The sequence below is a fragment of the Paraburkholderia sp. D15 genome (assembly GCF_029910215.1).
Classification (GTDB): domain Bacteria; phylum Pseudomonadota; class Gammaproteobacteria; order Burkholderiales; family Burkholderiaceae; genus Paraburkholderia.
On the sequence record NZ_CP110395.1, the window covers coordinates 3,222,133 to 3,245,496 of the forward strand.

23 protein-coding genes, 1 tRNA gene and 2 pseudogenes are annotated in these 23,364 nt (G+C 63.3%); 11 read left to right on the forward strand and 15 right to left on the reverse strand.

Going from position 1 to position 23,364, the window contains the following annotated elements; translation table 11 throughout:
* Positions 1–87: 87 nt before the first annotated feature.
* The gene (locus LFL96_RS13820; protein WP_280995790.1) at positions 88–213 is read right to left on the reverse strand and encodes a UDP pyrophosphate phosphatase; all 126 of its coding nucleotides are present in this window, start codon (positions 211–213) and stop codon (positions 88–90) included.
* Positions 214–390: 177 nt separating this feature from the next.
* On the opposite strand from LFL96_RS13820, the gene LFL96_RS13825 reads away from it, so the two are divergent.
* The 3 genes from LFL96_RS13825 (at position 391) to LFL96_RS13835 (ending at position 2,656) form a co-directional block, all read left to right on the forward strand.
* The gene (locus tag LFL96_RS13825; RefSeq protein WP_280995791.1) at positions 391–1,299 is read left to right on the forward strand and encodes an aldose epimerase; all 909 of its coding nucleotides are present in this window, start codon (positions 391–393) and stop codon (positions 1,297–1,299) included.
* Positions 1,300–1,451: 152 nt separating this feature from the next.
* Complete coding sequence (locus LFL96_RS13830) at positions 1,452–2,171, forward strand: peptidoglycan DD-metalloendopeptidase family protein (RefSeq protein WP_280995792.1); 720 nt, start codon at positions 1,452–1,454, stop codon at positions 2,169–2,171.
* A gap of 158 nt (positions 2,172–2,329) precedes the next feature.
* The gene (locus tag LFL96_RS13835) at positions 2,330–2,656 is read left to right on the forward strand and encodes a hypothetical protein (protein WP_280995793.1); all 327 of its coding nucleotides are present in this window, start codon (positions 2,330–2,332) and stop codon (positions 2,654–2,656) included.
* Between the two features lie 684 nt (positions 2,657–3,340).
* On the opposite strand, the gene LFL96_RS13840 is transcribed toward LFL96_RS13835, so the two are convergent.
* On the reverse strand, positions 3,341–4,084 hold the full coding sequence (locus tag LFL96_RS13840; protein WP_280995794.1) for a pentapeptide repeat-containing protein: 744 nt from the start codon (positions 4,082–4,084) through the stop codon (positions 3,341–3,343).
* Positions 4,085–4,193: 109 nt separating this feature from the next.
* Here LFL96_RS13840 and LFL96_RS13845 point away from each other — a divergent pair, with 109 nt between their 5' ends.
* Positions 4,194–4,538 (forward strand): DUF2288 domain-containing protein, encoded by a 345-nt coding sequence (locus tag LFL96_RS13845; protein WP_280995795.1) that lies wholly within the window; start codon positions 4,194–4,196, stop codon positions 4,536–4,538.
* An 8-nt stretch (positions 4,539–4,546) separates the two neighbouring features.
* On the forward strand, positions 4,547–5,881 hold the full coding sequence (locus LFL96_RS13850; RefSeq protein ID WP_281000752.1) for an MATE family efflux transporter: 1,335 nt from the start codon (positions 4,547–4,549) through the stop codon (positions 5,879–5,881).
* On the opposite strand, the pseudogene LFL96_RS37065 reads toward LFL96_RS13850, so the two are convergent.
* From LFL96_RS37065 to LFL96_RS13855, 3 genes and pseudogenes are all read right to left on the reverse strand, one after another.
* Positions 5,842–6,006 (reverse strand): annotated as a pseudogene (locus LFL96_RS37065) (hypothetical protein); the annotation flags it as partial. The gene LFL96_RS13850 and the pseudogene LFL96_RS37065 sit on opposite strands and share 40 nt — an antisense overlap.
* Positions 5,946–6,137 (reverse strand): annotated as a pseudogene (locus LFL96_RS37070) (GNAT family acetyltransferase); the annotation flags it as partial. The pseudogenes LFL96_RS37065 and LFL96_RS37070, both read right to left, overlap by 61 nt.
* Before the next feature lie 251 nt (positions 6,138–6,388).
* A complete protein-coding gene (locus tag LFL96_RS13855) occupies positions 6,389–6,556 on the reverse strand; it encodes a hypothetical protein (protein ID WP_280995796.1) in 168 nt (55 codons plus the stop codon).
* A 200-nt stretch (positions 6,557–6,756) separates the two neighbouring features.
* Here LFL96_RS13855 and LFL96_RS13860 point away from each other — a divergent pair, with 200 nt between their 5' ends.
* The 5 genes from LFL96_RS13860 to LFL96_RS13880 all read left to right on the forward strand — a co-directional run bounded on the left by LFL96_RS13860 (position 6,757) and on the right by LFL96_RS13880 (position 9,469).
* On the forward strand, positions 6,757–6,933 hold the full coding sequence (locus LFL96_RS13860) for a hypothetical protein (RefSeq protein WP_280995797.1): 177 nt from the start codon (positions 6,757–6,759) through the stop codon (positions 6,931–6,933).
* Between the two features lie 176 nt (positions 6,934–7,109).
* Complete coding sequence (locus LFL96_RS13865) at positions 7,110–7,268, forward strand: DUF3309 family protein (RefSeq protein WP_280995798.1); 159 nt, start codon at positions 7,110–7,112, stop codon at positions 7,266–7,268.
* Between the two features lie 128 nt (positions 7,269–7,396).
* Positions 7,397–7,473 (forward strand) — tRNA-Pro (locus LFL96_RS13870).
* Positions 7,474–7,869: 396 nt separating this feature from the next.
* The gene (gene sixA, locus LFL96_RS13875) at positions 7,870–8,328 is read left to right on the forward strand and encodes a phosphohistidine phosphatase SixA (RefSeq protein WP_280995799.1); all 459 of its coding nucleotides are present in this window, start codon (positions 7,870–7,872) and stop codon (positions 8,326–8,328) included.
* A gap of 328 nt (positions 8,329–8,656) precedes the next feature.
* Positions 8,657–9,469: a GNAT family N-acyltransferase gene (locus LFL96_RS13880; RefSeq protein ID WP_280995800.1), complete on the forward strand. Its 813-nt coding sequence runs from the start codon at positions 8,657–8,659 to the stop codon at positions 9,467–9,469.
* 223 nt (positions 9,470–9,692) lie between these two features.
* Here the strand turns inward: LFL96_RS13880 and LFL96_RS13885 are convergent, their stop codons facing one another.
* A complete protein-coding gene (locus tag LFL96_RS13885; RefSeq protein ID WP_280995801.1) occupies positions 9,693–11,318 on the reverse strand; it encodes a Ppx/GppA phosphatase family protein in 1,626 nt (541 codons plus the stop codon).
* A 202-nt stretch (positions 11,319–11,520) separates the two neighbouring features.
* Here LFL96_RS13885 and ppk1 point away from each other — a divergent pair, with 202 nt between their 5' ends.
* The gene (gene ppk1 / locus LFL96_RS13890) at positions 11,521–13,584 is read left to right on the forward strand and encodes a polyphosphate kinase 1 (RefSeq protein ID WP_280995802.1); all 2,064 of its coding nucleotides are present in this window, start codon (positions 11,521–11,523) and stop codon (positions 13,582–13,584) included.
* Positions 13,585–13,743: 159 nt separating this feature from the next.
* Here ppk1 and phoR read toward each other — a convergent pair whose 3' ends face one another.
* The 9 genes from phoR to folP all read right to left on the reverse strand — a co-directional run bounded on the left by phoR (position 13,744) and on the right by folP (position 23,256).
* Positions 13,744–15,057: a phosphate regulon sensor histidine kinase PhoR gene (phoR, locus tag LFL96_RS13895; protein WP_280995803.1), complete on the reverse strand. Its 1,314-nt coding sequence runs from the start codon at positions 15,055–15,057 to the stop codon at positions 13,744–13,746.
* Positions 15,058–15,134: 77 nt separating this feature from the next.
* Positions 15,135–15,836: a phosphate regulon transcriptional regulator PhoB gene (gene phoB, locus LFL96_RS13900; protein ID WP_028199153.1), complete on the reverse strand. Its 702-nt coding sequence runs from the start codon at positions 15,834–15,836 to the stop codon at positions 15,135–15,137.
* 26 nt (positions 15,837–15,862) lie between these two features.
* Positions 15,863–16,567 carry a phosphate signaling complex protein PhoU gene (phoU, locus tag LFL96_RS13905; protein ID WP_280995804.1) on the reverse strand — a complete coding sequence of 235 codons (705 nt, stop codon included), beginning with the start codon at positions 16,565–16,567 and terminating at the stop codon, positions 15,863–15,865.
* Positions 16,568–16,593: 26 nt separating this feature from the next.
* Positions 16,594–17,442 (reverse strand): phosphate ABC transporter ATP-binding protein PstB, encoded by an 849-nt coding sequence (pstB, locus tag LFL96_RS13910; protein WP_105507822.1) that lies wholly within the window; start codon positions 17,440–17,442, stop codon positions 16,594–16,596.
* Between the two features lie 17 nt (positions 17,443–17,459).
* Positions 17,460–18,356 (reverse strand): phosphate ABC transporter permease PstA, encoded by an 897-nt coding sequence (gene pstA, locus LFL96_RS13915; RefSeq protein ID WP_280995805.1) that lies wholly within the window; start codon positions 18,354–18,356, stop codon positions 17,460–17,462.
* Positions 18,353–19,354 carry a phosphate ABC transporter permease PstC gene (gene pstC / locus LFL96_RS13920; RefSeq protein WP_280995806.1) on the reverse strand — a complete coding sequence of 334 codons (1,002 nt, stop codon included), beginning with the start codon at positions 19,352–19,354 and terminating at the stop codon, positions 18,353–18,355. The genes pstA and pstC overlap by 4 nt, the downstream gene beginning before the upstream one ends.
* A gap of 176 nt (positions 19,355–19,530) precedes the next feature.
* Positions 19,531–20,562 carry a phosphate ABC transporter substrate-binding protein PstS gene (gene pstS / locus LFL96_RS13925; protein WP_280995807.1) on the reverse strand — a complete coding sequence of 344 codons (1,032 nt, stop codon included), beginning with the start codon at positions 20,560–20,562 and terminating at the stop codon, positions 19,531–19,533.
* Between the two features lie 495 nt (positions 20,563–21,057).
* Positions 21,058–22,416: a phosphoglucosamine mutase gene (gene glmM, locus LFL96_RS13930; RefSeq protein WP_280995808.1), complete on the reverse strand. Its 1,359-nt coding sequence runs from the start codon at positions 22,414–22,416 to the stop codon at positions 21,058–21,060.
* A 30-nt stretch (positions 22,417–22,446) separates the two neighbouring features.
* Positions 22,447–23,256 (reverse strand): dihydropteroate synthase, encoded by an 810-nt coding sequence (gene folP / locus LFL96_RS13935; RefSeq protein ID WP_281000754.1) that lies wholly within the window; start codon positions 23,254–23,256, stop codon positions 22,447–22,449.
* Between the last annotated feature and the right edge of the window lie 108 nt (positions 23,257–23,364).

Genomic DNA, 23,364 nt, shown 5'->3' on the forward strand with positions numbered 1-23,364 from the left:
GCCGAGATACTGCGGCGCTACGTGCGGCACTGCGGGGAATAGACCGACCGAAAGACCAGCGGGAATCGCAGAATCGCGATGTTTCGCCTAGCGTTCGAGCTTGTAGAAGAAGTAGACCGTGCTTGCCGCGAACATGCCGAACAGCGCTACACCCATTGCCATTGCGAGATCCATCACGCCTCCTGAGGCCGATTCGTCCGGATGGAAAATCACCGAACAGTCCGACGAATTATCAGCAAGGATGCCGCGCGCGCGAACCCGCAATTTCCCGAGAAGGGTTTCCCCGTAGCGCAAAGCAGCGCAGAATCATTCCTCTTGTGCCCTTTTTCTTGTCCTTTTCTTGTCCTTTTCTTGCCCTTTTAACCGTCTCTCTACCACTCCTCAGCGACCATGCCCCTCTCTCCGCAACAGGACATTCTCGAGATCGCCCAGGACACCTCCGTGCTCCGCTTCGCGCCGCAAGCCGGCGGCCGCCTGATGTCGTGGATCGTCGACGGCGAATCGGTGATTCACTGGCCGGAACATGCCGACTGGAGCCAGCCCGCGCGCATCCGCGGCGGCAATCCGCTGCTGTTCCCGTTTCTTGGGCGGCATCGGGTGGACGGCAAGATCGGTTTCTGGCGCGACGCGCAAGGCACCGTCCGCGAATTGCCGATGCATGGCTTCGCACGCGACCTGCCGTTCGAGGCGCATGCCGACGTGCACGGCGCCGGCCTGCGCCTGGTGTTGACCGACAGCGCCGCGACGCGCACCGGCTATCCGTTCGGCTTCCGTTTCGAAGCAGCCTATAGCCTCGCCGACGCGCACACGCTCGACGTCACGTTCACCACCACCAACACCGGCGACACGCGGCTGCCCTACTACGCCGGTCACCACTTCTACTTCACGTTGCCGCACACGCAACGCGGCGAGACCGTGCTGACGCTGCCGCCCACGCAACGCTGTTTTCAGCAGAGCGACGGCTCGATCAGCACGCCCGAGCCGGGCGACGCCCGCTACACGCTCGACGAGGCGCGCATCCTCGATCGCTTCCATTGTCTGACCGGCACGCCCGATCAACCCGTGCAGCTCACCGCGCCGGGGTTGAACCGGCTAATCACCATCGATCTGCAGCGCCCGGGTTCCGTGCCCTGGTACGCGGTGACGACGTGGACCGAAGCGCCGGAGTCGGACTTCTACTGCATCGAGCCGTGGCTCGGTCTGCCGGATGCGATCCACAACGGCCAGGGTCTGCGCTGGCTCGAACCGGGTCAAACCGAAGTGGCATCGCTGCGGATCGGCGTGAGCAAACTGCGCTGAACGCAAGGGCTGAACGGAGATAATCGGCCGCTCCACGACCACCCCGCCATCCGTTTTTGGGATGGTGCATCGCAAAACCGTTAGAATCGGACGCTTTGATTCCACCTGCCGCGTGATCGGGATCGGCGCGCGGCAGCGCTTTGCGAGGTCCAATGCAGCAAACAACAAGAATGATGAAACGATTCGCCTGCGCGTCGTTACTGGCGCTCGTCGCCGCTTGCGGATCGGCGCCGGTCGCGCCGGGCTATTACCGCGTCGAACGGGGCGATACGCTGTCGAAGATCGCGCGCAGCAACCGGCAGTCGGTGCAGAGCATCGTGCGCTGGAACAATCTGAATAACCCGGACAGCATCGAAGTCGGCCAGGTGTTGCGCGTCGTGCCGCCCGGCAGCGCCGCGTCGACGAGCGGCGCGGTGCGTAGCGGCGGCGGTAGCGCCAGCGCGTCCGCGAGCCCACGCACGTCGCCGCCGGCGACGGACAGCGCGCCATCGGCCGCACCGGCTTCGACGATCTCGCTGGTGTGGCCGGCCGACGGCACGGTGATCCGGCGTTTCGACGGCAACAATTCGAAGGGCATCGACATTTCCGCGGCGGCGGGCACGCCGGTCATCGCGGCGGCGCCCGGCACGGTCGTGTATGCCGGCAACGGCCTGCGCGGCTACGGCAACCTGCTGATCCTCAAGCACAATTCCGAATACCTGACCGCTTACGCGCACAACCGCGTTCTGCTGGTGAAGGAAGGCCAGTCGGTCACGCGCGGCGAGAAAATCGCCGAAATGGGCGACACCGACACGGACCGCGTGATGCTGCACTTCGAGCTGCGCTATCAGGGCCGCTCGATCGATCCCGCGCGGGCGCTGCCGCCCCGCTAAGCCAGATTGCCAGATCATCCCAATCCTTCCGGATCAGGGCGGTCTGGCACGATATCTGCAACCGGGGACAGGGAACCCGGCGCGTGAAAAACCGCCCAATCCGACACACGACGTGGCGTCGAGCCGCGTCATCCTCTGTTATCTGTAAGGAATCTGCCATGAAGAGCGCATTGGCGTCCGTCGCGACGGCCGCGGCGATCGGTCTCGGCCTGGTGAGCCTCGGCAGCCTCGGCGGCTGCTCCAGCACCACTACCATGACGTATCTGCCGAGCGGCGACACCGGCTTCGCGATCAACTGCAGCGGCAGCGACGCGAGTTCGAGCTGGGCCGAATGCTACAAGCGCGCGGGCGAAGTCTGCGGCAACTACGGCTACGACGTCGTCTCGAAGGATGTCGACAACGGCGCGACATCGGGCGGCACGATCGGCGGCATTTTTGGCGCGAACGTGAAAAACCGGTCGATGGTGGTCCGCTGCAAACAGTAAGCCGCGCTGCACAGCCAATCCGCGATATCAATGCAATATCCAGGCGCCGCGTCGACGCAAAAAAAACCCGAAAAAAAGCCCGGCACGGAGCCGGGCTAACGGGGGTTCGGCGCATATCGGCAAAGGACCGGTTCACCATGCGCCAGAACGAAATCTATCAATCCGCCTTTATCAGTGCAATCGATTAATTGCGTAGCCAATGTGACAGGCCGCACGGATTCCGCATTCCGTGAATCGTAATTGTCGGAAATTGGCGGGATTAATTTGCGTCGATTGGCGGCGAATTGCGCGCTGATTATCGAACAGACAAATAGACGAAGCGTGGCCAGACGTGGGCGCGCGCGCAGCAGATGCGTGCCGGCCAGGTAGCTGACGCAACGCCCATGGCCGATCGTTCCTGGCGCTTTCCGCCAAACCGCGCCTTACATGACGGCATGAGGCTTTAGTGCGCCAGCGCACTAAACGGCGCATTAAGCGGCATGCACGTCACAAATACGTGAATTTCAACGCACGCAACAAATTCGCGAATGGCGAAAATATTAAATCACGTTAAATCCCCCGACGAATCAAATATCTCTATATTCGCAGATATTAAACGGGCGACTGTCGAATGATATGCAGAGAAACGTAATCGTTCAAGCTGGCCGAATGGCTAATCCGGTCAGCCTGAAAACGCGCCTACGCCTACAAAACGCGCAAGCCGAGTTCCGTAATCAGCACCGCCGCCTGCTGATGGGAGATCGTCGCACCTTTGAAGAGCGCCGCGTCGACCAGCCGCACGCCGCTCAGATCCGCATCGCGCAGATCGGCGCCGTCGAAACGCGCACCCTTCAGATTCGCGTCCTTCAGGCTGCCGCCCTCGAAGATCGCCTCGCGGAAATCGACGCCGGCCAGATCAGCGTCGGAGAAATCAAGTTGTTGCAGGGTCGCCTTGCGAAACGACAGGCCACGTAGATGCGCACCGACCAGCAAGGTTTCGACGAAGCTCAAGCCGAGCGCCGCGCACGCCTCGAAATTCGCGCCGGTCAGCTTGCAACCGCGAAACGCCGCCGATGCGAGCTTCGCGCGCCGCCAACTGGTGTTGTTTAGATCGCTGGACTGAAATGCGGCATCGACCAGATCGGCCGAGCCGAAATCCGCCTGGCGGCCCCGGCAACGGACCCAGCGGGTATGCGAAAGCGCCGCGCCGAAAAACGAAGTCTCGACGATCGTGCAGCGATGAAACTCCGCCCCGCGCAGATCGAGCCGCGACAGATCCGCGCCCTCGAAATCGCAGTCGATGAAGTACAGCGCGGGTGCGTGGGCGCCGTCGGCGCGGGCCGCGTCGTTTGCGGCAATCAAGCGCTCCAGGTCCGGGCGCGCGAGCGTCGCGTCGCTGATCGCATGCGGCGGCGCGCCGGTGGCCGACGCCGTTGAGTCCTGTGACATGAAGGTTCAGAATCGTTTTCGACAAACCCGACAGCGTACCGGAACGCGTGCCGCCCTGGCGGCTCGCGCCGATGGTTTATAGTAACGGCCCCGTCAAATCGCGCTAAAAATGACTTCCCAAGACACGCCCCACGGCACCTCCGGCACGCCCGACGGCAGTGCCCACAGCCCGCTCTACGCCAAGCTGCTCGGCGAAACCGCCAAGATCGGCTGGTCCGAACTCGAACGCTTTTTCGCGCGCGGCATGCTGCTGCGGGTCGCTCGCGATCTGGATCTGGTGAGCGTCGCCGAGGCCATCGCCAGCGACGACGCCACTCAGGTCACGCAATGGCTCGCGGCGGGACTCGTCGAGCGCGTGCAGTCGGAGACCGCCGCCGATTTCGCCGCACGCGACCCGGACCTGTGGGCCGTGGTCGTGTCGCCGTGGGTGTGCGTGCAGGAACGCAGCAGTTGAGCGACGCCATCCACGCGCCGGCGCCCGCCGTTCCGGTGCGCTGGCATCGCCGCGTTCTGACGCTGGCGTTTCCGATCGTCCTCGCCAATCTGACCCAGCCGATTCTCGGCGCAGTCGATACCGCCGTCGCCGGCCATCTCGACGATGCGTCGTATCTCGGCGGCGTCGCCCTCGGCGGACTGTTCTTCAGCTTCGTGTTCTGGGGCTTCGGTTTTCTGCGCATGGGCACCACGGGCCTTGTCGCGCAGGCGCACGGCGCCGACGATCGCGCCGCGTTACGCGACAACGTCGTGCGTGCGCTGTTGCTGGCGGCCGCGATCGGCGCGGTGGTGCTGACGCTGCAAGCGCCGTTGATCGACTACGCGCTGCGCGCGCTCGGCGGCAGCGACGCAGTGCAACAGCACGCGCGAATCTATTGCCACGCGCGCATCTGGGCCGCGCCGCTCGCGCTCGCCAATTACGTGGTGCTCGGCTGGCTGCTCGGGACGCAGCAGGTGCGGCTCGCGTTGCTGTCGCAGGTGTTTATCAATAGCGTGAACATCGGCGCCGTGCTGCTGTACGTGTATGGATTCGGCTGGGGCGTGGCCGGCATCGGCGCGGCGACCGCCACGGCGGACGCGCTCGGCTTCGTGCTCGGCGCCGCGCTGCTGTGGCACGGCAGGCCGCGCGGCGTGCCGGCACTGCACCGCGCGACGCTGTCGGACCCCGCCGCACTCAAACGTCTGATCGTCCTGAATCGCGATATTTTCGTGCGCACGCTGTGCCTGCTCACGTCGTTCGGCTGGTTTGCGCATCTCGGCGCCGGCCAGGGCGACGCGACGCTCGCCGCGAATGCGCTCCTGCTCAACTTCCAGACCTTCATGGCGTATGGCCTCGATGGTTTCGCGCACGCGGCCGAAGCGCTCGTCGGCGCCGCGATCGGCGCGCGCGACCGCCATGCGCTCGCGCAGGCGATCAAGGTCACGGCATTGTGGTCGGCGCTGGGCGCGCTGGGGTTTTCGCTGGTGTACTGGGGCGCGGGCGGCTGGATCGTCGAACGGCTGACCGATCAGGCGACGGTGCGTGCGGCCGCCGAGGCTTATCTGCCCTGGGCCATGTTGCTGCCGATGGTGTCGGTGTGGGGTTTCCTGCTTGACGGCGTGTTCATCGGCGCGACCCGCACGCGGGAATTGATGGTGTCGATGATGACGTCGTTCGCGGTGTTCGTCGCGGCGTCGTGGATGCTGTTGGGGCTCTACGGCAATCACGGCCTATGGGCGGCGATGCTGGTGTTCATGGCGGCGCGCGGAGTGACGCTCGCCCGTTATCTGCCGACGATGATGCGCAGTGCTGCCGGCGCTTGAGGCGTTTGGCGTTTGGCGTTTGGCGTTTGGCGTTTGGCGTTTGGCGTTTGGCGTTTGGCGTTTGGCGTTTGGCGTTTGGCGTTTGGCGTTTGGCATTGGGCATTGGGCGTTGGGCGTTGGGCGTTGGGCGTTGGGCGTTGGGCGTTGGGCGTTGGGCGTTGGGCGTTGGGCGTTGGGCGTTTGATATTACGTTCGCGATGTAGCGGTCGATGTAATCGACCCGCCTTCCGCTGTTGTCATTCACGGCGCTCGCCACCGCATCCGGTTACGGCTTGAAACAAGCGCACACATTTCCCGCGCGACGCTCGACCTAGAATCACTGCAGCCCGCGCTCTCCGCGCGAACAGTCTGCGCGGGTCAGAAGCGCCGGCGTGCCCGCGCCGGCGCTTCGCCTTCAATACTTCCCTTGCCTCTTTCCACGTATCACACGCGACCATCGAGCCGCGCGCGACAGTCGAGCGCGAAACCGCGCACGCCTCATTGCCTGAATCAATTGTCCGCGGCGGCTTACGGCAACGGCGCGGGAATCATCGTCGGCGGGCGGGTGTCGGTCGGCACGCCGTGATAGTCCGCCGGATCTTGCGGCGGCGGACCGCCGTGGTGGGCGGACGGGTCGTTCGCGCAGCCGGCGAGGCTAGCGGCCAGCAGCAAGGCAATCATCGGAACGCGGATCATGGGGCGTAGTCTCTCGAATCGATCGGAATGAAACGGTATGAAAATAACGGCAGGCCGACATGGATGAAGCGGCTCGCCGGAGCGCCGAGAGTCTACCCGCAAAGCGCGTTCCGCGACGTCGCGCAATGCAGTCCGCGCCTGCCATTTCGCGAAGCGGTGACCTACTATGAAGTCACAGCCGCACGTCATAGGAGACTGCCATGGACGCTGAATCGATCGCGGGTCTGGTCGGACTCGCAATAGGTCTGCTCGTGCTGCTCGCGCTGTCGATTTTCGAATCGAGAACCTACCGGCGCGATCACGACGGCGAAGGCATGCTGCACCACTGGACGCATGAGCATATGCATAGGCCGGACTGGATGCGGCGCCGGCATTGAGGCGATTGTTTGCGATCTTCCTTTGATCTTCCTTGTGATCTTTTAGGCACATGGCTTGCTGAGTTCTCCGCTGCAAAGGCGCGCGATACAGCGCGTCGATTGTTCCGGCGCATCCGCGCCGAACCAACCGGACGTTGCGGCTCTGTCATATCGGGAGCCGGACAGGGAGAACTCGAATGACCATCGGAACCATCCTGCTTATCGTGCTCATCCTGCTGCTGATCGGCGCGTTGCCGAGTTGGCCGTATAGCAGCGGCTGGGGTTATCGACCGACGGGGCTTGTCGGTATCGTGCTGATCGTCGTGATCGTGTTGCTGTTGATGGGACGGATATAACGGCGCGGTAGCCCCTCGGCTTCCCCTTCGTTTGCCTCATCTGCTTCGCCCGTTTGCGCGCTCTGCTTCGCCCGACGCAATCCGGGATTGACTCTGGCACCCAATGCCACGTAGAATCTCGGATTCGTCGGAGCGTAGCGCAGCCTGGTAGCGCATCTGATTTGGGATCAGAGGGTCGTAGGTTCGAATCCTATCGCTCCGACCACGAAAGCAGCACAAGAAGGACTTACGAGCTCACGCCGTAAGTCCTTTTTCTTTTTCGGGCGTCGATAGCATCGATAGCGCATCCGTTACCGGAGCGAGATCGCCTGGGGTCGCCTCACGCGTTCCGTCTGCTCGAAGCCGAGACAGTGGAAAAATCGAAGACCCGATTTGTACGCCTACGCCGATGAGCTAACGACGCCGTCGCTATCGTTAGCTCATGGGCGTGCGTTTCTAAACGCGCGCGGGCCTATGAAGTGATGCCTGCAAGTCACCCTACCTCGCACAAAAACCCATACCCTCCATTCGCCCCACCGCCTTGCACCGCCCCACCTCCGCATGCGACAGTGCCTGAACCTCGGCGCATGACAGCGTCGCCACCAGAACCAAGGAGACACCCATGGACCTGATCCTCTGGCGCCACGCCGAAGCCGAGGATGTCGCCGCAAGCGACCTCGCGCGTGCGCTCACCACGCGCGGCCGCAAGCAGGCGCAAAACGTCGCCAAATGGCTGCGCACCCGGCTTCCGGACGACGCCGTCGTGCTCGCGAGCCCCGCCACCCGCACGATCCAGACCGCCGAAACCTTGAGCGACCAGTATCGCGTCGTACGCGAACTCGCCCCCAACGCCAGCGCCGAACACATCCTCGAAGCCGCCGGCTGGCCGAACGGCATCGCGCAGACGGTGGTGATCGTCGGTCATCAACCGACGCTCGGCCACGTCGCTGCCCGTCTGCTCGGCAACAGCCACGCGAGTTGGCCGGTGAAGAAAGCCGGCGTCTGGTGGATCGCGAGCCGGGAGCGCGACGGTGACGCGCAAGCGGTCCTGAAGGCCGCGATTACGCCCGACCTGGTCTGACCGGAACACACCGGTTCCGATCGGCGCGAAAAGCGTCGACGCGCAGATCGTCGACGCGTTGAAGTACCCAGCACGTCAACGCCAGCGCCTGTTTTCTGCGCTGCCTACACGTCGCCGCAATGCGCCTCGCATCGACCCAACGCTTCCCCCTTCGCGCCCATTCGCACGAAAACAACAACCCCGCCAGCAGCCCGCACGACATTACAAGCCCCACGCGCCCGGCTTACGGGCCGTCATCCAATCGTCACGGCGTTGCCACGCAAGCGTCACCACGCGTTACTACATTGGCGAAAAAAGCACTCTCCCTTTTTTCGACCAGGACGCCCCAATGCGAGAACTGCCGACGCCCTCCCTGCCGCTGGCTTCGAGTTTCGAAACGCGCCGTCTGCCGCGCGCCGAAGAAACAGTCACTGCCCAGCATCGGCTGCAGGTTACGTGGGCCCGCAGCGACGAGGAACTGCGCGAGGCGCAGCGTCTGCGCTACCGCGTGTTCGCCGATGAAATGGGCGCACGCCTGACCGGCCCCGCGGGTCTCGACGTCGATTCGTTCGACGCCTACTGCGATCATCTGCTGGTGCGCGATCTCGACACGCTGAAGGTGGTCGGCACGTATCGCGCGCTGCCGCCGCACCAGGCCGCGCGCATCGGCCGTCTGTATGCGGAAAGCGAGTTCGACGTGTCGCGTCTGACGCACTTGCGCGCGAAGATGGTCGAGGTGGGCCGCTCGTGCGTGCACCCCGACTATCGCAGCGGCGCGGTGATCATGTCGCTGTGGGCCGGCCTCGCCGCCTACATGAAGCACAACGGCTACGAGACCATGCTCGGCTGCGCGAGCGTCGCGATGGTCGACGGCGGCCATTACGCGGCCAACCTGTATTGCGCGCTGCGCGACGGCGCGCTGACCGCGCCGGAATATCGCGCGTTCCCGCACACGCCGCTGCCGGTCGACGAACTGCAAACCGGCGTCGATGTCGCCCCGCCGCCGCTCGTCAAAGGCTATCTGCGTCTCGGCGCGAAAATCTGCGGCGCACCGGCATGGGATCCCGACTTCAACTGCGCGGATTTTCTGACGCTATTCCGTCTATCCGAAATCAACGCACGCTACGCGCGCCACTTCCTCGGCGATTCGCTGCCGCGTTGAGCGTCGTGCTGGCTGTCGCGTCGCGCGTGCGAGCAGCGCGCGCCGCGCATGGCATCGCACGCGCGTGCGTGCGTGCTTGTTGCGATGCGATGCGCGCAACGAATACAGCGCACGTAAAAAAAGCCCGGTCCTTACGTACCGGGCTTTTTTCCACTCACACTCATGCGCACCAACACGAACATCGACCGCACAGGAACCCGCGGCACACGCGCGCCGCCATTCATCACTCGTCGGTATAAACCACGCGATACGGAATCCCGACCTTCTCCCACTCGGCCGCTTCCTGAATCAGGCTGTAGTCGGTCAACGGATTGTTCGCCACCCACTCGTTGGGCAGACGCACCTCATACCCGCCATTGACCTGCGCAACCGAAATACCCGGCAAACCGACATCCGCGCGCCGGCGGCACAGCAACGCCGCGAGCCGCAGACAGAACAGCAGCGGCCACTCGACATCGCGCGTTTGCGACAGCTTGCCCAGCTTGCCCGCATGACCGAGCACCAGCGCGGCGAGTCGCGCCTGATCCGTACGAGAAAAACCCGGCATGTCCGCATTGCTGGCGATATAGGCCGAATGCTTGTGATAAGCGCTGTGCGAAATCGACAAGCCGATCTCATGCAGCGCCGCCGCCCAATTGACGAACATGCGATTTTCCGCGCGACGCTCTTCGTCGGGCTCGGCGAACTGTTCGTAGAAACTGCCCGCCAGATCGCCGATGCGCAACGCCTGCGCACGATCCACCGCATAGCGGCGCATGAAACCTTCCACCGTCACCGTACGCATGTCTTCGTGCTGCGAGCGGCCCAGCAGGTCGTACAGCACGCCGAGGCGCAACGCGCCGTCCGTCGTATCGACGTAATCGACGCCGAGTTCGTCGAACACCGCGATCATGATCGACAATCCGCCCGCCAGCACCGGAATGCGATCGCCCTTCAACGCGACCAGCTTCAGGCGATTGACGTTCTCCGCCTTGATCAGCGCGCGCTTGAGCCGCTCGAGACCGCCGCGCGAAATGCCATGCGTGATGCCCGGATCGTTGAAGCCGTTCGCCTCGACCAGTTCCGCCAGCGCGCGCGCGGTGCCCGACGAGCCGATCGCCTGCTCCCAGCCGGTCTTCTTGTACTCGGCGGAAATGATCTGGATTTCGCGGCCCGCGGCGAGTTCGGCCTGGCGCATCGTGTATTCGTCGACGTTGCCCGCCGGGAAGAATGCGCGGCTATGGCTCACGCAGCCGATATACAGGCTCTCCATCTTGATCGGCGTGTAATGCGAACCGATGATGAATTCCGTCGAGCCGCCGCCGATATCGACCACGAGGCGCTTGCCCGCGCTGGCCGGCACGGAGTGTGCCGCACCGGCGTAAATCAGACGCGCTTCCTCGCGCCCGGCGATCACTTCGATCGGGAAACCGAGCGCGGCCTGTGCCTCGCCGAGAAATTCCCCGGCGTTCTTGGCGATGCGCAACGTATTGGTGGCGACCGCGCGAACGTGATCGGGATGAAAGTCCCGCAGGCGCTCGCCGAAACGCTTGAGCGCGTCCCAGCCGCGCACCTGCGACGCGCGATCGAGCATCTTGTCGCGCGACAGGCCGGCGGCGAGCCGTACCGGTTCGCGCAACGCATCGACCTGGTAGATCTGGCTGCCCGCGTCGGTTTCCTCGACCCGGCCCACGATCAGACGAAAGCTGTTCGAGCCGAGGTCGACGGCAGCGAGGAGTTGGGGCGTATTGACCATCGAGTAAGCGGACTCCATGCGCGCGAGCGCGGCTGCGGCGGACGCCGACGACGGCGTATGTCCACCCGGTGCCTTGGGCGCCTTATGACCGGCCGCGCTGTTCAAAGACGCCATTCTAAGCGTACCGGACCTCACGATGTCACCTCGCGGCAATGGGGGTGCCGCATGGTCCCACATACTCTGCGTCAATTTGACGACAGCCGGAGAATCCAGCGTAGAATTTATAACATCGCGAATGTCATAACAACGTCATCATACTGTGAGAATTTCCGAGCGACTTTCCGCCTCTCTTCCTGACATTCCATTCTCGCTGCCGATGTCCATCCGCTATCCCCTTCTGAATCGCGAACTGGGCATTCTGGGTTTCAACGAGCGCGTGTTGGCGCAAGCCGCCGACCCCGCCGTTCCCCTGCTCGAACGCCTGCGTTTCATCTGCATCACCAGCAGCAATCTCGACGAGTTCTTCGAAGTCCGCATGGCCGGGCTGCAGGAACAGATGCGCGACAATCCCGGCGCGCTGTCGCCCGACGGCATGTCGCTGCAACACGTGTATGACCTCGTCGTCGAGCGCGCGCAGAAGCTGGTGCATCGTCAATACACGATGCTGCACGACACCGTATTGACCGCGCTCGAACAGGAAGGCATCTACTTCCACGGCACCGAAGCGTGGAGCGAAGCGCAGACCGAATGGGCGCGCAACTACTTCTTCGACGAACTGCTGCCGGTGCTCACGCCGATCGGTCTCGATCCCGCGCATCCGTTTCCGCGTGTGCTCAACAAGAGCCTGAACTTCGTCGTCGAACTCGAGGGCAAGGACGCGTTCGGCCGTCAGGCGATGATGGGCATCGTGCAGGCGCCGCGCGCGCTGCCGCGCCTCGTGCGCATGCCGCAGGACCTGTCCGGCTATCCGCATGGCTTCGTGCTGCTGAGCTCGCTGTTGCAACGCTTTGTCGGCGAGCTGTTTCCGAACCTCGTGGTGCGCAGTTGCAATCAGTTTCGCATCACCCGCAACAGCGAACTGTTCGTCGACGAAGACGAAATCACCAATCTGCGCGTCGCGCTGCAGGGCGAATTGCCGGCACGCCATCTGGGTAATGCGGTGCGACTCGAAGTGTCGGCGGAAACGCCCGCGCATGTGGTGCGCCGCCTGCTCGACGAAAGCAGCCTGTCCGATAAAGACTGTTACTACGCGAACGGCCCCGTCAACCTGGTCCGGCTGATGCAACTGCCGGAGATGGTGGACCGGCCCGACCTGAAATTCGTCCCGCACATCCCCGCGATTCCGTCGCAGATCGCCAACAGCGCGAGCATGTTCGACGTGATCGATCAGGGCGACGTGCTGCTGCATCATCCGTACGAGAGCTTCCAGCCGGTGCTCGAACTGCTGCTGCAGGCCGCCAAGGACCCGAACGTGGTGGCGATCAAGCAGACCATCTATCGGACCGGCACCGACTCGCCGTTGATGGACGCACTGATGCAAGCCGCGCGCAACGGCAAGGAAGTCACCGTGGTGGTGGAACTGCTGGCGCGTTTCGACGAAGAGACCAACATCAACTGGGCGTCGCAGCTCGAAGCGGTGGGCGCGCACGTGGTGTACGGCGTGGTGGGTCACAAGTGCCACGCGAAGATGATGCTGATCGTGCGGCGCGTGTCCGCGGGCGGCAAGACCACGCTCAAGCGTTACGTGCATCTGGGCACCGGCAACTATCATCCGCGCACCGCACGTCTGTACACCGACTTCGCCTTGATGACCGCCGATCAGAAGATCTGCGAGGACGTGCATCACGTATTCCAGCAACTGACGGGCATCGGCGGCGAATTGAAGCTGCATGAGTTGTGGCAATCGCCGTTCACGCTGCATCCCAAACTGGTCGAGGCGATCCGCGCGGAAGCCGAGCATGCGCGCGCCGGCAAGAAAGCGCGCATCGTCGCGAAGATGAACGCACTGCTCGAACCGACCGTGATCGCGGAATTGTATGAAGCGTCCCAGGCGGGCGTGAAGATCGATCTGATCGTGCGTGGCGTGTGTTCGTTGCAGCCGGGCGTGCCGGGTTTGTCGGAGAACATCACGGTGCGTTCGATCGTTGGGCGCTTTCTCGAACATCACCGTATCTTCTACTTCTACGACGACGGCAAGGAGCAGGTGTATCTGTCGAGCGCCGACTGGATGGACCGCAACTTCTTCCGGCGTGTCGAGGTCGCGTTCCCGGTCAACAATCGTCGCCTGAAGCGGCGCGTGATCGCGGAAGGGCTGTCGGCATTTCTCGGCGACAACCAGTCCGCGTGGCTGATGCAAAGCGACGGGCACTATCGTCGCCGTCGGCCCGGCAAGTCCTCGCGCAACGCGCAGATGAGCCTGCTCGGCAAGTTCTGTCCATGACGTGACATGACGTGACGGCGAAGGCGGGCTTGCTACGGCAAGCCCCCCATCGCCTTTCTTCCGGGTACAAAAAAACCGCCTCATCGAAGGCGGTTTTTTATTTCAGTCTCTACCCGGCAACGCAGCGCGCGCGCCGCGACCTACGCCAATCGACCAACCTCAAGCCGGCGCCGGCTGACGACGCGCGGTGCGAAACACCGGGAAGCGCACCGTGAACGTGCTGCCGCGCCCTTCTTCGCTCTTCACGTCGAGTTGCGCATCGTGCCGTTGCAGCACGTGCTTGACGATCGCGAGGCCGAGGCCCGTGCCGCCCGTGTCGCGCGAACGGCTGCGGTCGACGCGATAGAAGCGCTCCGTGAGCCGCGGAATATCGGCCGCGGGAATGCCCAGACCGCTATCCACCACGCAGAACACCGCGCAGCCCGCCACGGCCTGCCAGCTCACCTTGATCGCGCCGCCGTCCGGCGTATAGCGGATCGCGTTCGTCACGAGGTTGCCGAGCGCGCTGAGAATTTCCGTTTCGACGCCCGTGACCGTCAGGCCCTCGTCGATATCGAACGTGAACTTGTGATGGTCGCTCGACAGACTCTGCGCATCGTCCCGTACATGGCGGATCACCGCGCGCATGTCGATCATCTGATCGCTTGGCGGTTTGTTGTCGCCTTCGAGTTTGGCGAGCACCAGCAGGTCGTTGACGATATGCCGCATGCGCGACGCCTGCTGCTCCATCAGTTCGAGATAGCGCGCGCGTTCGCCTTCGCTCAGCGGCAACTCGCGCATCGTCTCCAGAAAACCCGACAGCACGGTCAGCGGCGTCTTCAGTTCATGCGAGACGTTCGCGACGAAATCGCGCCGCATCGCATCGGTGCGCTCCAGCTCCGTGATGTCCTGCGACAGCACCAGCTTGCGGTTTTCGCCGTACGGAAACACCTGCACGCTCAGCACGTTCTGACGCTTCTCGCCCATGCCGCGCATGATCAGCATCTGCTCGTAACGCTGCGAATTCAGATAGCGGACGAAGTCGGGCTGACGCACCAGATGCGTGATGTGCTGACGCAGATCGCGCTTCGCGTCGAGACCGAAATGGATTTCGGAGATCGCGTTGCACCACTCGATCTGATCGTGATCGTCGAGCATCGCGACACCGTTCGGCGACGCCTGAATGGCCTGAATGAAACGCGAGTGCTGCTGCTCGACCTGGCGGACCTGGGCGTGCCAGCGCTTCGCGAGCTTATGCAGCCGATAGTAGATTTCGCCCCAGATGCCGGGGGCGCTTGGCACCTCGCCGTAGACCGGCGCATCGAGCAGGCGCCACAGACGCTGTTTGTGGAAAGTGCTGAAGCCGCTCTGCGCGAGCAGCATGACGATCGCGAGGATGAGCGCTGCCTTGACGTTCACGAGCGCGCCGACCACCGCGCACAGAACAGCCAGCAGCACGACCGACACGATGGAGCGCGCCCAGATGATGTTCATGGTCTAGCGAAGATCGAGGAGAAAACGTAGGCGCCACACTACCAGAATACCCACCGCGTACCACCCGCGGCGACCGGTCACGCGCTCTTCGCGAGCCGGTAGCCGCTGCCGCGGACCGTTTCGATCATAGCATCGCAACCTGCCGGCTTCAGTGCCGCGCGCAGGCGCTTGATATGCACGTCCACCGTGCGTTCCTCGACGAACACGTGATCGCCCCACACCTGGTCGAGCAGTTGCGTACGGCTGTGCACGCGCTCCGGATGCGTCATGAAGAAGTGCAGCAGACGGAATTCCGTCGGGCCGAGATCGAGCTTGATCTCGCTGCCTTCGGCATGCGCGGCGACGCGGTGCGTGGCCGGATCGAGCTTCAGACCGTTGATCGCGACGAGATCTTCCGTGAGCTGCGGCGCACGGCGGCGCAACACCGCCTTGATGCGCGCCATCAGTTCCTTCGGCGAAAACGGCTTGGTGACGTAGTCGTCCGCGCCGATTTCGAGGCCGAGCACCTTGTCCTGTTCATCGCCACGCGCGGTCAGCATGATGATCGGAATGTGCTTGGTGCGTTCGTTGTTGCGCAGATCGCGCGCGAACGCAATGCCGGACTTGCCCGGCAACATCCAGTCGAGCAGGACGAGGTCGGGCAACACGTCGCTGATCAGGTTCTGCGCCTGTTCCGCGTTGTACGCGCGAATCGGGCAGTGTCCGGCGTGTTGAAGATTGACCGAAATCAGTTCGGAAATTGCGGGCTCATCTTCAATGACGAGAATGCTGCTGGGCATCGGCACCTCTGTTCCTTATGGCTGGATTAGCTGAGTGCTTCGCGTTCGAGCGCGTCGCGCGACTTGTGCCGCACGTCGGTGCCCTTCACGATGTAAATGATGAATTCGGCGATGTTCTTCGCGTGGTCGCCGATCCGTTCGATCGCCTTCGCGATGAACAGGAAGTCGAGGCCGACGGAAATGGAACGCGGATCTTCGGTCATGTACGAAATCAGCTTGCGCACGAACGCGCGGAATTCCTCGTCGATCGCCTTGTCGTCGCGCACGATCTGCGCGGCGGCCACCGTGTCCAGACGCGCGAACGCGTCCAGCGCGCGGCGCAGGATCGACACCGCCATTTCGCCCGACAGCTTGATCTCGGCGATATTGATGGTGCGCGACGCGCCGTCTTCCATCAGACGCTTGGTGCGCTTGGCGATCTTTTCCGCCTCGTCGCCCGCGCGCTCGAGGTTCGTGATGGTCTTCGAAATCGCGATCAGCAGACGCAGGTCACGCGCGGCCGGCTGACGGCGCGCGATGATGTTGCTGCACTCTTCGTCGATGTCGACTTCCATCTTGTTCAGGCGGTCTTCCGCGGCGATCACCTGCTCGGCGATGTCGAGGTTGAATTCGTTGAGCGCCTGCATCGCGTTGACGATCTGCGATTCGACGAGGCCGCCCATTTCGAGCACCTTCGAGGAAACCAGATTCAGATCGGCATCGAACTGGCTGGACAGGTGTTTGTCGGACATGTCGTACTCCGTTGTTGTTCGGCGGCTTAGCCGAAGCGGCCAGTGATGTAATCCTCGGTTTCCTTGCGGACCGGCTTGATGAAGATCTTTTCGGTGTCGCCGAATTCGATCAACTCGCCGAGATACATGTACGCAGTGTAGTCCGAACAGCGAGCCGCCTGTTGCATGTTGTGCGTGACGATCACGACCGTGTAGTCGCTCTTCAATTCGGCGATCAGCTCCTCGATACGGCCGGTCGAAATCGGGTCGAGCGCCGAGCACGGTTCGTCGAGCAACAGCACTTCCGGACGGATCGCGATGCCGCGCGCGATGCACAGACGCTGCTGCTGACCGCCGGACAAACCGTAGCCGCTCTGACCGAGCTTGTCCTTCACTTCGTTCCACAATGCCGCTTTCGTCAGCGCCCATTCGACGCGATCGTCCATCTCCGAGCGCGGCAGCGTTTCGAACATCTTCACACCGAACGCGATGTTGTCGTAGATCGACATCGGGAACGGCGTCGGCTTCTGGAACACCATGCCGATGCGCGCGCGCAGCAACGAGATGTCGCGCTTCGAGGTCAGCAGGTTTTCACCGTCCATCAGGATCTCGCCTTCGGCGCGTTGTTCCGGATAGAGCGCGTACATCTTGTTCAGCGTGCGCAACAAGGTCGACTTGCCGCAACCCGACGGGCCGATGAACGCCGTCACCTTGCCTTCGGGAATCGCCAGGTTGATGTTCTTCAGCGCGTGATACTTGCCGTAGAAGAAGTTCAGGTCGTTGATCTCGATCTTCGGGCGGTTCGACGCCTGATTCTGGCCGCTCTGGGCGGGATCGAAACCGGCGGGCGCAGTCGGACGCACGGTCGGATTGAGTTGAGTTTCTGCCATATTCATCGGATTACACTCCGCCCTTACTTATTCGAGAAGATCGTGCGCGCGAGGATGTTCAGTCCCAGTACCGCGAGCGTGATCAGGAAGACGCCGGCCCACGCGAGCGATTGCCACTGCGCGAACGGACTCATCGCAAACTTGTAGATCGTGACCGGCAAGTTCGCGACCGGCTGGCCCATGTCCATCGAGAAGAACTGATTCGACAGCGCCGTGAACAGCAGCGGCGCGGTTTCGCCGGCAATCCGCGCGACGCCGAGCAGCACGCCGGTGACGATCCCGGCGATCGAGGCCTTCAGCGTGATCGACAGCACCATCTTCCACTTCGGCGTGCCGAGTGCGAAGGCGGCTTCACGCAGTGCGTTCGGCACCAGCTTCAGCATGTTTTCGGTGGTGCGGATCACGATCGGAATCTGCAGCAGCGCGAGCGCGAATACCCCGGCCCAGCCGCTGAAGTGGCCCATCTTCGCGACCACCAGTGCGTACACGAACAGACCGACCACGATCGACGGCGCCGACAGCAGAATGTCGTTGATGAAGCGCGTGAGGCTCGCGAGCCAACCCTTCTGGCCGTATTCGGCGAGATAGACGCCGGCCAGAATGCCGATCGGCGTGCCGACGAAGGTGGCGAGCCCAACCAGCATCAAGCTGCCGACGATCGCGTTGGCGAGACCACCGCCGTCGGTGTTCGGCGGCGGCGTCGATTGCGTGAACAGTTCGACGGACAAACCGCCGACGCCCAGGCGCAACGTCGTGTACAGAATCCACACGAGCCACAGCAGACCGAACGCCATCGCCGCGAGCGACATGGTCAGCGCGACGGCATTCTTCGTGCGGCGGCGTCCCTGCAGACGCACGCGCATCGCTTCGAGCGCGGCGGCGTCGTGGGAACCCGGCATATTCAAGGTAGGCTGGCTCATCGCGCGCCCTCCCCTTTTTCGAGGCGCAGCAGCATGATTTTCGAAATCGCCAGCACGATGAAAGTAATCACGAAGAGAATCAGGCCAAGTTCCATCAGCGCCGACGTATGCAGGCCCGGATCCGCTTCGGCGAATTCGTTGGCGAGTGCCGACGTGATGCTGTTGCCCGGCGAAAACAGCGAGACGTTATCGAGCAGATTGGTGTTGCCGATCACGAAGGTGACCGCCATGGTCTCGCCAAGCGCGCGGCCGAGGCCGAGCATCACGCCGCCGATCACGCCGCTCTTGGTGAAGGGCAGCACGATCTTCCACATCACTTCCCACGTCGTGCAGCCGATGCCGTACGCCGATTCCTTCAGCAGCACCGGCGTGACTTCGAACACGTCGCGCATCACCGAGGCGATGTACGGAATGATCATGATCGCGAGAATCACGCCCGCGCACAGAATGCCGATGCCGATCGGCGCGCCCTGAAACAGCGCGCCCACGAACGGAATGCCGCCGAGCACGGCGCCGAGCGGCTTTTCGAACCACTGCGCGAAGATCGGCGCGAACACCAGCAGACCCCACATGCCGTACACGATCGACGGAATCGCGGCGAGCAGTTCGATCGCGATGCCGAGCGGACGGCGCAGCCATGCCGGGGCAAGTTCGGTGAGAAAGAGCGCGATGCCGAAGCTGACGGGCACCGCGATGACGAGTGCGATGATGGATGTGGCGATCGTGCCGTAGATCGGGACGAGTGCGCCGAATTGCTTGCTGGGTGGATCCCAGTCGGCGGTCCACAGGAAGCTGAGACCGAACTGCTTGATCGACGGCAGGGACGCGACGATCAGCGAAACGATGATGCCGCCGAGCAGCAACAGCGTGATGATGGCGGCGAGGCGCGCGAGGCCGCCGAAGATCACGTCGCCGGCGCGGCTGGGCGCTTTCTGCTGCGAAGCGCTACCGGGCGGGGTCGAGCGCGCGGAGCCGGACGCTAATTGGATATCGGACATGAGAGCCTGATGGACCTGTTTCCAGTTGCCGTCGACATGTGTCGCGCGGCGGTGATGCCGTTATGCGGGGGTGAAACCTTGGGCTAATGCCCGGGGTAATGCCATTGGCCGTCCCCAACCGGGGGACGGCCAATGTGTCGCGACAGTCGGTGCGAGTCGCTTCGTGCTGCTATCGCTTACTCGGCGATGGCCTTGCCCGAAGCATCCTTCACCTTCGACTTCCATTGCGAGCGGATTTCAGCCGTCACCGAATCCGGCAGCGAGATGTAGTCCAGATCGTTTGCAGCCTGCGTGCCGTTCTTGAACGCCCAGTCGAAGAACTTCAGCGTTTCCGTGCCTTGCGCCGGCTTTTCCTGCGCCGTGTGCAGCAGCACGAAGGTCGCGCCGACGATCGGCCATGCGTCCTTGCCCGGCTCGTTCGTCAGGATCTGGTAGAACGACTTCGACCAGTCCGCGCCCGCTGCCGCTGCCTTGAACGTTTCCGTCTTCGGCTCGACCACGGCGCCCGTCGAGTTCTTCATCGCGACGTACGTCATGTGGTTCTGCTTCGCGTACGCCCATTCCACGTAGCCGATTGCGCCCGGCAGACGTTGCACGAATGCGGCGACGCCGTCGTTGCCCTTGCCGCCCGTACCCGTCGGCCAGTTGACCGTTGCGCCTTCACCGACCTTCGACTTCCAGTCTGCGTTGACCTTCGACAGGTAGTTCGTCCAGATGAAGCTGGTGCCCGAACCGTCGGCGCGGCGAACCACGGCAACGTCGGTATCCGGCAGCTTGACCTTCGGGTTCAGCGCGGCGATAGCCGGGTCATTCCACTTCTTGATCTTGCCCAGGTAGATGTCGCCGAGCACTTCGCCCGACAGCGTCAGATCGCCAGCCTTCACGCCCGGCACGTTGACCACCGGCACCACGCCGCCGACCACCGTCGGGAACTGGAACAGACCTGCCTTCGCGAGTTCGTCGTCCTTCAGCGGCGCGTCCGAGCCGGCGAAATCGACCGTCTTCGCTTCGATCTGCTTGATACCGCCCGACGAGCCGATGCCCTGGTAGTTAACCTTGCCGCCGCCGGACTTCTGATACGCGTCGGCCCACTTCGTGTAGATCGGTGCTGCGAAGGTGCTGCCCGCGCCGGTGATGTCTGCGGCTTGCGCTGCGATCGCGAAAAGCGCGCCAGCGACGCCAGCGAACACGGTTTGCATCAATTTCATGAGACTCTCCAAGGTGTGAGCGGTGTGAGCGAGGAAGACGAACACCGCGAAGCTTAGGGTCTCTTTGTGACAGTAACGTGACTTATCGTGAAACAGATGTGACAGTGGGATTACGCTAGTGAAAGGCACTGCGGCGGAAATTTCGCCGATTTGACGGAGTTATCGGGGTTCTTGAGGAGAATAGGCGAAAAAGATGGGGCGCGAACGTTTGCTTCGTGGTTTGGCTTGCGTTTGGGTGGCGGGTGCCGGGGGTTGTTTGGCGATTGTGAGGTGGCCACGCCGAATTGCGTGCGGCGCCTGTTAGCGGTCTGTAAATGGGAAGCGGCGGGACGATCTTTGGGATCGTCCCGCCGCTTTTTTGCTGTTTCGTTTAATGGTGTCGGCCAGGCAGGTGCTAAATGGGTACTTTAGCGCTGGTCGTGTTGTCGACCCGACCAGCCCGCACCGTGGATGCGGCCAGCGGGCCCGTTGCCTGTTATCTGTTCAGACGTCTGTTCAGGCCGTCGCCTGCTTTACCGCACCGGCGATCGCCTCCGCATGGCGAACCGCGTCGTCCGCATGCTGTGCTTCCACCATCACCCGCAACACCGGCTCCGTACCCGACGCGCGAATCAGCACGCGGCCGCGGCCCTCCAGTGCATCCTCGGCATGCGCGATCGCACGACGGATCGCGTCGCTGCCCTTCCAGTCCGCATCGGGCTTCATGCGCACGTTGATCAGCTTTTGCGGGAACAGCGTGACGCCGTCGAGCAAGTCCGCGAGCGTGCTGTTGCTGCGCTTCATCGCCGCCAGCACCAGCAGCGCGGAGACGATGCCATCGCCGGTCGAATGACGGTCCAGCGACAGAATGTGGCCCGAGCCTTCCGCGCCGAGCTGCCAGCCGTGTTCGCGCAGTTGTTCGAGCACGTACCGGTCGCCCACCGCCGCGCGGACGAACTTCACGCCCGCCTTCTGCAACGCGACTTCGACCGCCATGTTGGTCATCAACGTGCCGACCGCCCCTTCCACCTTGCCGTCGGTTGCCACGCGGTCCTTGACCAGCACGTAGAGCAACTCGTCGCCGTTATACAGGCGGCCCGCCGCGTCGACGATCTGCAGACGGTCGGCGTCGCCGTCGAGCGCGATGCCGAGGTCCGCGTGGTTCGCGCGCACCGCGCGCACCAGCGCGTCCGGCGCAGTCGCGCCGACGCCGTCGTTGATGTTGAAACCGTTCGGCGCGACGCCGATCGGAATCACGTCTGCACCGAGTTCGTGGAACACGTGCGGCGCGATGTCGTACGCGGCGCCGTGCGCGCAGTCGATCACCAGCTTCAGCCCGCGCAGATCGAACGCAGCCGGGAACGTGCTCTTGCAGAACTCGATGTAGCGGCCAGCCGCATCGTCGAGCCGCCGCGCCTTGCCGAGCTGCTCGGAAGCCGCGCAGGACAACGGCAGATCCAGATGCTCTTCGATCTGCAACTCCACTTCGTCGGGCAGCTTGTTGCCGTCGGCGGAGAAGAATTTGATGCCGTTGTCGTAATACGGATTGTGCGAGGCGCTGATCACGACGCCCGCCGCGAGCCGCAGCGCACGCGTGAGATACGCGATGCCGGGCGTCGGCATCGGACCGGCCAGCATCACATCGACGCCCGCCGCCGAGAAGCCCGCTTCGAGCGCGGCTTCGAGCATATAACCCGACACCCGCGTGTCCTTGCCGATCAGCACGGTCGGCCGGGTGCCGGTTTTGGCCCAACGGTCGGCGCCCGCGAGCACCTTGCCGGCGGCGTAACCGAGCCGCAACACGAACTCCGGCGTAATCGGGCCCTCACCGACCTTGCCGCGAATGCCATCCGTTCCAAAGTAACGACGTGCCATGTTTTATCTTCCTCCTTGGCTTTTTCGGGTTCAACGATGCGTGCGGCTCATCGCCGCATCGCGCATCGCTGCCCACACTTTCAATGCATCCACTGTTTGCGCGACGTCATGCACACGTACGATCGCGGCGCCGCGTTCGGCGGCGCAGACCGCCGCCGCGAGACTGCCCGCGACACGCTCCGGCGCCGGCCGCCCCACCACCGCGCCGACCATCGACTTGCGCGACATACCCGCGAGTATCGGAAACGGCCGTTCCGCTCGCGGCGCGCTGTCCGGCAGATGCGCGAGCAACGCGTAGTTATGCTCGATCACCGCCTTACCGAAGCCGAACCCCGGATCCACGCTGATACGAGCCCGTGCGACGCCCGCTTGCGTCAACGCCGTCACGCGCTCTTCGAGAAACTCGCGGACTTCGCTCACTACATCATCATAGACAGGCTCGCGGACCTGCATGGTCTGAGGTTCGCCGAGCATATGCATCACACATAGACCGCAATGGCTGTCGCGTATCGCGTCGATCGCGCCGGGCATCCGGAAGCCCCAGATGTCGTTGATCAGATCGGCGCCGGCGCTCAACGCATGACGCATCACCTCCGGCTTGTAGGTATCGATCGACAACGGCACATTTGCACCGCGCAATTGCTCGATGAGCGGAATCACACGCTCCAGTTCTTCGTCGAGCGGCACGGGCGGCGCACCAGGCCGCGTCGATTCGCCGCCGATGTCGATGATGTCCGCGCCGTCAAGCAACATCCGCTCGGCCTGGCGCAGCGCGTCGCCGCGCATCGCGTATTGACCGCCATCGGAAAACGAATCGGGCGTGACGTTCAGGATGCCCATGACCAGCGGGCGCTCGAAGGTCAAGGTGAAGCGACCGCATTGCAGCGGCTCGGGCAACGGAGTGTGAGAAAGATCGACAGTCGGCACGTCGTGATGCAATAAATAAAC

Bases quoted from the DNA above. Each gene is read 5' to 3' on its own strand.
- LFL96_RS13825 (WP_280995791.1), top strand. From the start codon at position 391: ATGCCCCTCTCTCCGCAACAGGACATTCTCGAGATCGCCCAGGACACC.
- LFL96_RS13830 (WP_280995792.1), top strand. From the start codon at position 1,452: ATGCAGCAAACAACAAGAATGATGAAACGATTCGCCTGCGCGTCGTTA.
- LFL96_RS13835 (WP_280995793.1), top strand. From the start codon at position 2,330: ATGAAGAGCGCATTGGCGTCCGTCGCGACGGCCGCGGCGATCGGTCTC.
- LFL96_RS13840 (WP_280995794.1), bottom strand. From the start codon at position 4,084: ATGTCACAGGACTCAACGGCGTCGGCCACCGGCGCGCCGCCGCATGCG.
- LFL96_RS13845 (WP_280995795.1), top strand. From the start codon at position 4,194: ATGACTTCCCAAGACACGCCCCACGGCACCTCCGGCACGCCCGACGGC.
- LFL96_RS13855 (WP_280995796.1), bottom strand. From the start codon at position 6,556: ATGATCCGCGTTCCGATGATTGCCTTGCTGCTGGCCGCTAGCCTCGCC.
- LFL96_RS13860 (WP_280995797.1), top strand. From the start codon at position 6,757: ATGGACGCTGAATCGATCGCGGGTCTGGTCGGACTCGCAATAGGTCTG.
- LFL96_RS13865 (WP_280995798.1), top strand. From the start codon at position 7,110: ATGACCATCGGAACCATCCTGCTTATCGTGCTCATCCTGCTGCTGATC.
- sixA (WP_280995799.1), top strand. From the start codon at position 7,870: ATGGACCTGATCCTCTGGCGCCACGCCGAAGCCGAGGATGTCGCCGCA.
- LFL96_RS13880 (WP_280995800.1), top strand. From the start codon at position 8,657: ATGCGAGAACTGCCGACGCCCTCCCTGCCGCTGGCTTCGAGTTTCGAA.
- LFL96_RS13885 (WP_280995801.1), bottom strand. From the start codon at position 11,318: ATGGCGTCTTTGAACAGCGCGGCCGGTCATAAGGCGCCCAAGGCACCG.
- ppk1 (WP_280995802.1), top strand. From the start codon at position 11,521: ATGTCCATCCGCTATCCCCTTCTGAATCGCGAACTGGGCATTCTGGGT.
- phoR (WP_280995803.1), bottom strand. From the start codon at position 15,057: ATGAACATCATCTGGGCGCGCTCCATCGTGTCGGTCGTGCTGCTGGCT.
- phoB (WP_028199153.1), bottom strand. From the start codon at position 15,836: ATGCCCAGCAGCATTCTCGTCATTGAAGATGAGCCCGCAATTTCCGAA.
- phoU (WP_280995804.1), bottom strand. From the start codon at position 16,567: ATGTCCGACAAACACCTGTCCAGCCAGTTCGATGCCGATCTGAATCTG.
- pstB (WP_105507822.1), bottom strand. From the start codon at position 17,442: ATGAATATGGCAGAAACTCAACTCAATCCGACCGTGCGTCCGACTGCG.
- pstA (WP_280995805.1), bottom strand. From the start codon at position 18,356: ATGAGCCAGCCTACCTTGAATATGCCGGGTTCCCACGACGCCGCCGCG.
- pstC (WP_280995806.1), bottom strand. From the start codon at position 19,354: ATGTCCGATATCCAATTAGCGTCCGGCTCCGCGCGCTCGACCCCGCCC.
- pstS (WP_280995807.1), bottom strand. From the start codon at position 20,562: ATGAAATTGATGCAAACCGTGTTCGCTGGCGTCGCTGGCGCGCTTTTC.
- glmM (WP_280995808.1), bottom strand. From the start codon at position 22,416: ATGGCACGTCGTTACTTTGGAACGGATGGCATTCGCGGCAAGGTCGGT.
- folP (WP_281000754.1), bottom strand. From the start codon at position 23,256: ATGGGCATCCTGAACGTCACGCCCGATTCGTTTTCCGATGGCGGTCAA.